This is a genomic window from Hylemonella sp. P2_B10 (genome assembly GCF_056404875.1).
Genome location: NZ_JBFUDE010000003.1, coordinates 983,380 through 994,832, shown reverse-complemented (window position 1 = coordinate 994,832; position 11,453 = coordinate 983,380). Strand labels below are relative to the sequence as shown.

Genomic DNA, 11,453 nt, shown 5'->3' with positions numbered 1-11,453 from the left:
AGCGGCAAGTCAAACCAGAAAAGCTACGAGTCCAGCAGCCGCGACGACCGCGGCACATGCGCCATCAAAAACTCCATCTGGTCCGCCAGGATGCGGCGGTTGCGCAGGATGAAGTCTTCCCACAGGCTGGGCACATAGGGTGCATAGAGCAGCGGCATGTTGGCTTGCTCGGGCGTACGGCTGCTCTTGCGGTGGTTGCAGGCGCGGCAGGCGGTGACCACGTTCATCCAGGTATCAATGCCGTTTTGCGCAAACGGGATGATGTGCTCACGCGTCAGCGACTCTTCGTGGAAATGGTCGCCGCAATAGGCGCAGACGTTGCGGTCGCGCACGAACAGCTTGCTGTTGGTCAGGCCGGGGCGCAGGTCGAACGGGTTGATGTTGGGCACGCCCTTGGTGCCGATGATGCTGTTGACGGCAATCACCGACTGCCTGCCGGTGACGGCGTTGTAGCCGCCGTGGAACACCGCCACCTCGCCGCCCGATTCCCAGCGCACTTCTCCAGCGGCGTAATGAATCACCGCCTGTTCCAGTGAAATCCAGGATTGCGGCAGCCCTTGGGCCGACAACTTCAAGACCTTCAAATACGCCTCCAACAAACGGTTGAACAACCACTGCCACGGAAAGCTCAAGTCTCTTGCATGTCCCCAGGCCAGACCTGGGGGCGCGCGCTTCAGTCACAATATACCCTGTTTTTGTGACAAACATGTATCTTGGGGGCTTGCGGCTGTTGGTGCGCGGGCACAACCCGCTATCAAAACCATATCAACGGCAGTCTTGCCCAACCATTTTTTCGCAGCATGAAGGTCTTTCGCGGTTTCCACCACCCCGGCATCGCACCGGCCTGCGCGCTGACCATTGGCAACTTCGACGGTGTGCACCGCGGCCACCAGGCCATGCTGGCGCTGCTGAAGGGCGAGGCGCAGCAGCGCGGCGTGCCGTGTTGCGCCATGACCTTCGAGCCGCATCCGCGCGACTACTTTGCAGGTGTCATGCACAAGCCCGAGCTGGCACCGGCCCGCGTGGGCACGCTGCGCGACAAACTGACCGAGTTGGCCCGTGCCGGCGTGGACCAGACGGTGGTGCTGCCGTTCAACGCCAAACTGGCTGGCCTGGCGCCAGAAGCCTTCATCAGCGACGTGCTGGTCAAGGGGCTGGGGGCCAAATACATCCTGGTGGGTGACGATTTCCGCTTCGGCGCCAAGCGCGCCGGTGACTACGCCATGCTGGACGCATCCGGCGCCACCCAAGGCTTCGACGTCGCCCGCATGAACAGCTATGAAGTGCACGGCCTGCGCGTCTCCAGCTCGGCCGTGCGCGAAGCGCTGGGCCAAGGCCGCATGGCGGATGTGGCGCGGCTGCTGGGTCGGCCCTACCGCATTTCCGGCCATGTGGTGCATGGCCGCAAGCTGGGGCGCGAGCTGGGCTTTTCCACCATCAACCTGCGCTTTGCGCACTGGAAACCGGCCGCCAGCGGCATCTTCGTGGTGCAGGTGCATGGCCTGGCGGAGCAGCCCTTGCCCGGCGTGGCCAACCTGGGTGTGCGGCCCTCGCTGGACCCGCAGGATGTCAACGGCGGGCGGGTGCTGCTGGAGACCCATTGCCTGCAATGGCCCGCCGGCCTGGGCCAGGACGGCGCCTACGGTAAAATCGTCCGTGTGGAGCTACTGCACAAACTGCACGACGAGCTGAAATACGACAGTCTGGATGCGCTGAAGACAGGCATTGCCAAGGACTGCGAAGATGCGCGCGCCTTTTTGGCCACCATCGCATCCTCCATGCACGCCGAAACCCATCGCCAGACCACGCGCGACCGAATTTAGCCGGAAGAACCCGCAAGAGGCCCTGCGCCGGGTTTCTTCGCCTTCCCCCACCCTTCCGGACTAACCTTCGCTGCCAGGCGGCGAACAAGACCATTGAGCCCACCATGACCGACACCACCGATTACCGCAGCACCCTGAACCTGCCGGACACGCCCTTCCCGATGCGCGGCGACCTGCCCAAGCGCGAGCCCGGCTGGGTGAAGGACTGGGAAGACAAAGGCATCTACAAGAAGCTGCGCGACGCCCGCGTCAATGCGCCGAAATTCGTGCTGCACGACGGCCCGCCGTATGCCAATGGCCAGATCCACATGGGCCACGCGGTCAACAAGATCCTGAAGGACATGATCGTCAAGGCGCGCCAACTGGAAGGGTTCGACGCCGCCTACATCCCCGGCTGGGACTGCCATGGCCTGCCGATCGAGAACGCCATCGAAAAGAAATTCGGCCGCAACCTGCCGCGCGACGAGATGCAGGCCAAGAGCCGCGCCTACGCCACCGAGCAGATCGATTTGCAGCGCGCCGACTTCAAGCGCCTGGGCGTGCTGGGCGACTGGGACCACCCCTACCGCACCATGGATTTCAAGAACGAGGCGGAAGAAATCCGCGCCTTCAAGCGGGTGGTGGAGCGTGGCTTCGTCTACCGTGGCCTGAAGCCCGTCTACTGGTGCTTCGATTGCGGCTCCTCGCTGGCCGAGTTCGAGATCGAGTACGCCGACAAGAAGTCGCAGACGCTGGACGTGGGCTTTTTGTGCGCCGAGCCGGCCAAGCTGGCCGCCGCCTTCGGGCTGCCGAAACTGGACAAGGACGCCTTCGCCGTCATCTGGACCACCACCGCCTGGACCATCCCCGCCAACCAGGCGCTGAACCTGAACCCAGAACTGACCTACGCGCTGGTGGACACGCCGCGCGGCCTGTTGCTGCTGGCCGAAAGCCTGGTCGAAAAATGCCTGGAGCGCTACCAACTGACCGGCCACGTGGTGGCCACCACGCTGGGCAAGAACCTGGAGCTGATCAACTTCCAGCACCCCTTGAGCCAGGTGGACAAGGGCTATGACCGCCTGTCGCCCATCTACCTGGCCGACTACGCCACGGCGGATGACGGTACCGGTCTGGTGCACTCGTCGCCCGCCTACGGCGTGGACGACTTCAACAGCTGCGTGGCCCACGGCTTGGCTTATGACGACATCCTGAACCCGGTGCAGGGCAACGGCGCCTACGCGGCGGATTTCCCCCTGTTTGGCGGCCAGCACATCTGGAAAGCCGCGCCGGTCATCATCAACACGCTGCGCGACGCCGGGCGGCTGTTCGCCACCCAGGACATCACGCACAGCTACCCGCACTGCTGGCGCCACAAGACGCCGGTGATCTACCGCGCCGCCGCCCAGTGGTTCATCCGCATGGACGAGGGCGAAGGCGTGTTCACCAAGGACAAGGCGCCCAAAACGCTGCGCCAGATGGCGCTGGATGCGATCGAAGAGACGTCGTTCTACCCCGAAAACGGCAAAACCCGCCTGCGCGACATGATCGCCGGCCGGCCAGACTGGTGCATCAGCCGCCAGCGCAGCTGGGGCGTGCCGCTGCCCTTGTTCCTGCACAAGGACAGCGGCGAGCTGCACCCGCGCACCATGGAGATCCTGGACATCGCGGCCGACATGGTGGAGCAAGGCGGCGTGGAAGCCTGGAGCAAGGCCACGGTAGAAGCCATCCTGGGCACCGAAGATGCACCGCAGTACACCAAGAGCACCGACATCCTGGAGGTGTGGTTCGATTCCGGCACCACGCACACCACGGTGCTGAAGGGTTCGCACCCCGGCAGTGGCCATGCCAGCGGGCCGGAGGCCGACCTGTACCTGGAAGGCCACGACCAGCACCGCGGCTGGTTCCACTCGTCGCTGCTGACCGCCTGCGCCATGTACGGCCGCGCGCCCTACAAGGGCCTGCTGACGCACGGCTTCACGGTGGACAGCCAGGGCCGCAAGATGAGCAAGTCCATGGGCAATGGCGTGGACCCGCAAGAGACCGGCAAAAAGCTGGGCGCCGAGATCATCCGCCTGTGGGTGGCCGCCAGCGACTACTCCGGCGACATCGCCGGTGACGACAAGATCCTGGCCCGCGTGGTCGACACCTACCGCCGCGTGCGCAACACGTTGAAGTTCCTGCTCGCCAACACCAGCGATTTCGACCCCGCCACCGACAGCGTGCCACTGGACCAGATGCTGGAGATCGACCGCTATGCGCTCAGCCGAGCGGCGCAACTGCAGGCCGACATCCTGGCGCACTACCAGGTCTACGAGTTCCATCCGGTGGTGGCCAAGCTGCAGATCTACTGCTCGGAGGACCTGGGCTCGTTCTACCTGGACGTGCTGAAGGACCGGCTGTACACCACGGGCCCGAAGTCGCTGGCGCGCCGCTCGGCGCAAACCGCGCTGTGGACCATCACCCAGGCCATGCTGCGCTGGATGTCGCCGTTCCTGAGCTTCACCGCCGAAGAGGCCTGGGGCCTGCTGGGCGCCGTGGGCAAGACGCCGGCCGCCACGCGCGAATCCATCTTCATGGACCACTACCTGAAGCTGGACGCGCCCGACGCCGCGCTGCTGGCCAAATGGCAGCGCCTGCGCGAGCTGCGCGACGCGGTGAACAAGGACATCGAGGCGCTGCGTGCCGATGGCAAGGTGGGTTCCAGCCTGCAGGCCAATGTGACGCTGACCGTGCCGGCCGAAGACCACGCGCTGCTGGCCAGCCTGGGGGACGACGCCAAGTTCGTCTTCATCACCTCGGTGCTGGGCTTGCAAGCCGGTGCCGAGCTGGCCATACAAGTCAGCGCCTCAAATGATGCCAAATGCGAGCGCTGCTGGCACTACCGGCTGGACGTGGGCGTTGACGCAGCCCACCCCACGCTGTGCGGCCGCTGCACCAGCAACCTGTTTGGTGCCGGCGAAGCCCGGGCCTTCGCCTGATGGCCACCGGCGGCAAACCCCCGGCGGGACGCGGCGGCGCCAAGGGCGGCGGCGGTGGCGGCTTCAGTGGCCCATCGCCTGGCGCTGGCGGTGGTGCACCGCGCATGCTGGTGTGGTTGGGCGTGGCCGCCATCATGCTGCTGGCCGACCAGTTCACCAAGGTGCTGATCCTGGGTTACTACAACCTGGGCGATGCCACGGTGGTCACCAGCTTCTTCAACGTGGTGCGGGTGCACAACACCGGCGCAGCGTTTTCCTTCCTGCGCGACAGCGCCGGTTGGCAGCGCTGGCTGTTCACCGGCATAGGCCTGGTCGCGGCGGTGTTCATCGTGGTGATGCTGAAGAAGCACCCCGGGCAAAAGCTGTTTTGCTTCGCACTGGCCTGCATCCTGGGCGGCGCTTTGGGCAACGTGCTGGACCGGGTGATGTACGGCTATGTGGTGGATTTCCTGGATTTCCACTGGCGCGCCATGCACTTCCCGGCCTTCAACATCGCCGACAGCGCCATCACCGTGGGCGCGGCCTGCCTGATCCTGGACGAGCTGCTGCGGGTGAAACGGGCGCACTAGCCCCTGTTCGCCTGCGCCGGTGGGGTTCCGGCGCCCCTCTGGCGGCGTCGGACGCGTTGGTTTGCGACGGACTGCCACATACGCCGACGGACCGGCCCAGCCCATGGGCCGTTTTCGCGTAGCATTCCCGCACCGCCGGGAAAGAAAAAAACGCACCCGGCACTTCTGTTCACCCCATGGAGCATTGAATGACCGTCTCTCCCTTTAGCCTGCGGGCACTGGGCATCGCGAGCCTGGCCTTGGCCGGCATCGCTGCCAGTGTCAGCCTGTGGGCCGATGCCCCTGCCCCGCCGGCAGCCACCGTGGCCGCCGCGCCCAAGCCGCCGCCACCGCCGGCCGACGGCATCGCGCTGGCAGGCCCCGATGCAGCCGCCGTCAGCCAGGCCAGCGCGCCTGATGCCTGGGGCGGCCCGCGCACCGGCACCGAGCCCACGCTGTCGGACCGTGTGGTCAACTACCAGATCAGCGCCAGCCTGGACCCGGTCAAGCACACGCTGGACGGCCAGCAGAAGCTGACCTGGCGCAACCGCAGCAAGCAGGCCGTCTCGTCGGTCTACCTGCACCTGTACCTGAACGCTTTTGAGAGCTACGGCAGCACCTTCATGAGCGAGCAGCGCACGCGCGGCTTCAGCTTCCGCAGCGATGTGCCCATCAAAGACGGCGAGTGGGGCCACATCCACATGAGCAAGGTGAGCCAGGGCGGCGCCGCCGTGCCGTGGCTGTTCGTGCACCCCGATGGCGGCCCGGAGACCGACCACACCGTGGTGCGGCTGGACCTGCCGCAGCCGGTGCCGGCTGGCGAAAGCACCACGCTGGACATCACGTTCAACGCCCAGCTGCCGCGCGTGATCGCCCGCACCGGCTACTTCGGCAGTTTCCACCTGGTGGGCCAGTGGTTCCCCAAGATCGCCGTGCTGGAGCTGCCGGGCGAGCGTGGCGCCACCGCGCCGCGCTGGAACGCGCATGAGTTCCACCTGCACAGCGAGTTCTATGCCGACTACGGCAACTTCGACGTGTCGCTGACCGTGCCCAAGGGCTACACCGTGGGCGCCACCGGCGAGGAGCAGGGCGCGCCGGTGGAAAAGGACGGCAAGCTGACGTACCGCTTCGTGCAGGGCGACGTGCATGATTTCGCCTGGACCGCCGACAACCGCACCGCCAAGCCGCTGGAGGGCGAGTACAAGGGCCCAGGCAGCCCGACGGTGAAGGTCAAGGTGCTGTACCCGCCGGAATACGAATCGAACGCGGCGCCGGTGCTGAAGGCCACCATCGATTCGCTGGCCTACTTCTCCAAGACGCTGGGCCCCTACCCCTACAAGACGGTGACAGCGGTGATCCCGCCGCACAACGCCGGCGAGGCCGGCGGCATGGAATACCCCACCTTCTTCACAGCGGACAACGTTTCCAACTTCAAGCCGGATTCGCTGGGCTCCTACCTGCTGGACTTCGTCACCATCCACGAGTTCGGCCATGGTTATTTCTACGGCATCCTGGGCTCCAACGAGTTCGAGGAACCCATGCTGGACGAGGGCCTGAACGAGTACTGGAATTCACGCATGCTGCGCGAACGCGACCAGCGCCTGCACCCCATGCCGGGCTGGCTGCGCGCTCTGGGCATCGACGTGGCGCTCAGCCATTTCGACATTTCGCGCCTGGGCGCTGACCGCACCGACCCGCAGGATGCGCTGGGCCACAACTCCTGGGACCGGCTGAGCAGCGGCGGTTACGGCAGCGTGTACTCACGCACCGCCACGACGATGCGCGACCTGGAAGAGCGCCTGACCAAGCCGGTGATGGAAAAGGCCTTCCTGGCCTACTACGCGCGCTGGAAGTTCCGCCACCCCAGCATCGCCGACCTGCGCGACACGCTGGCCGAGGTGTCGGGCAAGCCCGAGGTGGTGAAGGCGGTGTTCGCCCAGCAGGTGTATGCCACGCAGAAGGTGGACGACAGCATAGGCAAGTTCAGCAGCAAGGAAGTGCTGCCGTTGGCCGGCACCGCGCAGGGCAAGGACGGCGCCTGGACGGAAGAGAGCGAGAAACAGACCGACAAAAAGGTGGAAGAGGCCCGGGAAGCCTGGAAAAAGGCCCACCCGGACGCCAAGGACACCGAGCCCGGCCTCTTCCCCTACCGCACCACGGTGACGCTGCGCCGGCGCGGCGCCGCCGTGCCGCAGACGCTGGTGGTGAAGTTCACCGACGGCAGCAGCGAAACCGTGCAGTGGGACAACAGCGACAACTGGGCGCGCTACAGCTGGGTCAAACCGGTGAAGGCGGTGTCCGCTGAGCTGGACGGCCAGCGCATGCACTTCCTGGACGCCAGCAAGCTGGACGACAGCCGCACGCTGAAGGCCGAACGCAGCGCCTCGCAACGCTGGGGCAGCCAGTTTGCCGCCCTGGTCCAAGTCATCGCTTCCTTGATTGCCACCCTATGATCCTCACGCAAAACCCCTTGCGCGCCAGCACCTTCAAGCGCGCCAGCGCCGTGGCCCTGCAGTGGCGCCTGCTGCTGCTGTGGGTGGCGGCCATGCTGATCCCCACCGCACTGCTGGCAGCACCATTCTGGCAACTGCTGTCTGCCCAGCTGGACTACAACCTGCACGCTTCTGAGTTGGCCAAGCAGCTGGACGTCTGGGCCATTGGTGACCTGATGAGCAAGCTGGGCGACAACAGCCTGGCCTTGAGCACCGCTGGCTTCGCCGCGCTGGCCGTCACGCTGCTGCTGTCGCCGCTGCTCAATGGCGCCGTGGTGGCTGCCGCGCGCGCCGACCAGCCGTTGGGCTTTGCCCGCCTGCTGGCCGGTGGCGTGCAGGAATACGCGCGCATGTTCCGCATGCTGCTGTGGGGCTTCGTGGTGCTGGGCATCACCGCCTCCATCGGCGGCGCGGCCACCAAGGCGGCAAAGGAATATGGCGCACGCGCCATCCTGGAGTCCGACGCCGACACCGCGCTGCTGGGCGCACGCATCCTGCTGGCCGTGCTGCTGCTGCTGGCGCTGGTGACGGTGGATGCCGGGCGCGCGCAGCTGGCGGTGTACAGCCGCCGGCCCTCGGCCATCAAGGCCTGGTGGCGCGGCTGCAGGATGCTGAAAAGCCGCGTGCTGGCGGTGCTGGGCCACTACCTGGGCATCAGCCTGATCGGCCTGGCGCTGGCGCTGGCCGTCACCGCGCTGCGCGTGGCGCTGCCGCAGCTGGGCCCGTTCTGGTTCGTGCTGGGCATGCTGCTGGCGCAGGTGGCCGTGGCCACCGTGGCCTGGATGCGGCTGGCGCGGCTGCTGGCGTTGATGGACATCGCACGGCCTTGAGCCTCACTGTCGCCATGAGCCAGCACCCTTCGCCCGAGATCGTCGTGCAGCGCCAGCTGGAGGCCTACAACGCCAAGGACCTGGACGCGCTGCTGGCCACCTATGCCGAAGATGCCCGGCAGTACGAGCACCCGGCCACGCTGGTGGCGACGGGGCATGCGCAGATGCGCGAGCGCTTCGCGCTGCGCTTTGCCGAACCCAACCTGCATGCCCGGCTGGTCAGGCGCTGCGTGATGGGCGACACCGTGATCGACTACGAGGACATCAGCCGCACCTTCCCCGAGGGCACGGGCCGGGTGGAGCTGGTGGCCATCTACCAGGTGCGCGAAGGGCGCATCCACACCGCTTCTTTCCTGGCCGGCGCCAGGACTTTGGACACACCGGCACAATAGCGTCACGATGGACATGCAAGCGCTACAGGGCAGCCTGGCCTTCCTGCGCGAGGCCGAGCGGCTGAAGAACGTGCTGCGCAGCGCGCGCACCTCCAATGGCCGCCAGGAAAGCACCGCCGAACACACCTGGCGCCTGTGCCTGCTGGCGATGGTGTTCGAGCGCGAACTGCCGGGGCTGGACTTTTGCAAACTGCTGAAAATCTGCGTGCTGCACGACCTGGGCGAGGCCATCCACGGCGACATTCCGGCCATCCACCAAGTCAACATGCCCGACAAGGCGGCACGCGAGCGCGCTGACCTGCTGACACTGCTCGGCCCCTTGCCGCAGCCGGTGCACGACGACTTCCTGGCGCTGTGGGACGAGTACGTCCAGGCGGCCAGCCCCGAAGCGCGCATCGTCAAGGGCCTGGACAAGCTGGAAACCATCCTGCAGCACAACCAGGGCGCCAATCCGCCGGATTTCGATTACGGCTTCAACCTGCAGTATGGCCAGCGCCACACGGGCACCCATCCGCTGCTGCAGGCGATACGCGACCTGGTGGACGCCGACACACTGCGCCACCACCAGAATAGCCAGCACGCGGCCTGAGCCTCGCCCTGCCAGACTCTTTCAACCTCACTCGCACCTCACACCATGGAATCCACCCGCCAATCCCGCTTCAACGACATCGCTGCCGCGCTGGGCTACGACTTCAGCGGCGAAATCAAGATCGGCGGCAACTACGTCTCCACCGTGCGCCACGGCGACACCGTCTATGTCAGCGGCCAGGTGCCGCGCGTGGGCAGCGCGCTGGTGGTGACCGGCCGCGTGGGCGCCGACGTGCCGCTGGCGGACGCCCAGAAAGTCGCCAAGGTGTGCGCGCTGCGCGCGCTGGTGCTGCTGAAGCAGTCGCTGGGCTCGCTGGACAACGTGGTACAGGCATTGAAGCTGGGCGTGTATGTGCAATCGGCCCCCGATTTCACGCAGCAAAGCGAGGTGGCCGATGCCGCCTCCGAGGTGCTGCACACGGTGCTGGGGCCCACCGCTGGGGCCCACACCCGCACCTCGGTGGGGGTGTACCAGCTGCCCAAAAACGCGCCGGTGGAAGTGGACCTGATCGCCGCCGCGGCCTGAAGCACACCGTGCTTCGGTGCCGGACGAAGCGGCACGCGCGCCTTTGGGGCACAGTACACGCATGACCACCCTGGCCGCCGACACGCCGCAGCCCCCGCTGCCGGGCCACCTGCCCCTGTTCCGGTTGGCCCTGGCCCTGTCGCTGGGGGCAGCGGTATCACTGGGCATCACCCGCTTTGCCTATGCACTGCTGCTGCCGGCCATGCGTGCCGACATGGGCTGGTCCTACACGCTGGCGGGCGCGATGAACACCGCCAACGCGCTGGGTTACCTGCTGGGCGCGCTGGTCACACCCCTCTTGATGCGGCGTATCGCGCCCACCCGGCTGTTGGTGGGGGGGTCGGTGCTGGCCAGTGTGTTCATGGCGCTGAGCGGCGTGTCGGTGGATGCCGGCTTCTTGCTGCTGCAGCGTTTGCTGGCCGGTCTGGCCAGTGCGTTCGTCTTCATCGCCGGTGGCTTGCTGGCGGCCCGGCTGGCAGCCCAGCAGCCGGCACGCGGTGGCTTGCTGCTGGGCCTGTATTACGGTGGTACCGGCCTGGGTATCGTGGCGTCGGCGCTGGCGGTGCCGGCGGTGCTGCAGGCCGCCGCCAGCCAGCCGCACGGCTGGGTCTGGGCCTGGTGGGCGCTGGCGCTGGCCTGCGGCCTGGCAACCGCCGTGCTGATCTGGCCGGCACGGGTGTTGCAGCATTTGCCACCGCCGGCCGTGACGGCCCAGGCGCCCACGCCTGCTGAGCGGCGCGCGTTTGCCTGGCGCGATTTCGCCTGGGGCCTGTCGGGCTATTTCATGTTCGGCGTCGGCTACATCGGCTACATGACCTTCGTCATCGCGCTGCTGCGCGACCAAGGCGCCAGTGCGCCCATGGTGACGCTGTTCTACGCCGCACTGGGCGTGGCGGTGCTGCTGTCTTCGCGCCTGTGGGCCGGCTTGCTGGACCGTTACCGGGGTGGCCAGCCGCTGGCGCTGTTGACCGCGCTGGCTGGGCTGGCCTGCCTGCTGCCGGTGCTGGGCGCTGGCGGCGCCATCGCGCTGGCGTCCGGCGTGCTGTTTGGCGGCGTTTTCCTGTCGGTGGTGGCCTCCACCACCGCGCTGGTGCGGCACAACCTGCCCCCCTCGGGCTGGACGGCCGGCATCAGCGCCTTCACCGTGGTGTTCGCCTTTGGGCAGATTGTCGGGCCCACCATCGTGGGCTGGATTGCCGACGGCCCAGGCGGCTTGGCCAAGGGCCTGCTGTTCTCGACTGGCGCGCTGTGGCTGGGCGCTGCGCTGGCCTGGCGGCAGCGGGCGCTGTAACGCCTC

General features: G+C 66.8%; 10 protein-coding genes. 9 read left to right on the top strand and 1 reads right to left on the bottom strand.

Annotation, left to right across the window (positions count from 1 at the left end; genetic code table 11):
• Positions 1-23: 23 nt before the first annotated feature.
• Positions 24-584 carry an HNH endonuclease gene (locus tag AC1DX2_RS16995; protein WP_477197534.1) on the bottom strand — a complete coding sequence of 187 codons (561 nt, stop codon included), beginning with the start codon at positions 582-584 and terminating at the stop codon, positions 24-26.
• 216 nt (positions 585-800) lie between these two features.
• On the opposite strand from AC1DX2_RS16995, the gene AC1DX2_RS16990 reads away from it, so the two are divergent.
• The 9 genes from AC1DX2_RS16990 (at position 801) to AC1DX2_RS16950 (ending at position 11,447) form a co-directional block, all read left to right on the top strand.
• Positions 801-1,823, top strand: coding sequence for a bifunctional riboflavin kinase/FAD synthetase (locus AC1DX2_RS16990; protein ID WP_477197533.1), 1,023 nt, complete (start codon positions 801-803; stop codon positions 1,821-1,823).
• A gap of 104 nt (positions 1,824-1,927) precedes the next feature.
• Positions 1,928-4,780, top strand: a complete 2,853-nt coding sequence (gene ileS / locus AC1DX2_RS16985; RefSeq protein ID WP_477197532.1) for an isoleucine--tRNA ligase — start codon at positions 1,928-1,930, stop codon at positions 4,778-4,780.
• A complete protein-coding gene (gene lspA, locus AC1DX2_RS16980; protein WP_477197531.1) occupies positions 4,780-5,349 on the top strand; it encodes a signal peptidase II in 570 nt (189 codons plus the stop codon). Before ileS ends, lspA begins: the two co-directional genes overlap by 1 nt.
• 188 nt (positions 5,350-5,537) lie before the next feature.
• Entirely contained in the window at positions 5,538-7,781 is a 2,244-nt protein-coding gene (locus AC1DX2_RS16975; RefSeq protein WP_477197530.1) for a M1 family metallopeptidase, read from the top strand.
• A complete protein-coding gene (locus AC1DX2_RS16970) occupies positions 7,778-8,650 on the top strand; it encodes a hypothetical protein (protein WP_477197529.1) in 873 nt (290 codons plus the stop codon). Before AC1DX2_RS16975 ends, AC1DX2_RS16970 begins: the two co-directional genes overlap by 4 nt.
• 14 nt (positions 8,651-8,664) lie before the next feature.
• Positions 8,665-9,042 (top strand): nuclear transport factor 2 family protein, encoded by a 378-nt coding sequence (locus tag AC1DX2_RS16965; RefSeq protein WP_477197528.1) that lies wholly within the window; start codon positions 8,665-8,667, stop codon positions 9,040-9,042.
• Positions 9,043-9,049: 7 nt separating this feature from the next.
• A complete protein-coding gene (locus tag AC1DX2_RS16960; RefSeq protein WP_477197527.1) occupies positions 9,050-9,631 on the top strand; it encodes an HD domain-containing protein in 582 nt (193 codons plus the stop codon).
• Between the two features lie 45 nt (positions 9,632-9,676).
• Positions 9,677-10,156, top strand: a complete 480-nt coding sequence (locus AC1DX2_RS16955) for a RidA family protein (RefSeq protein ID WP_477197526.1) — start codon at positions 9,677-9,679, stop codon at positions 10,154-10,156.
• Positions 10,157-10,217: 61 nt separating this feature from the next.
• Complete coding sequence (locus tag AC1DX2_RS16950) at positions 10,218-11,447, top strand: YbfB/YjiJ family MFS transporter (RefSeq protein WP_477197525.1); 1,230 nt, start codon at positions 10,218-10,220, stop codon at positions 11,445-11,447.
• Positions 11,448-11,453 lie beyond the last annotated feature (6 nt).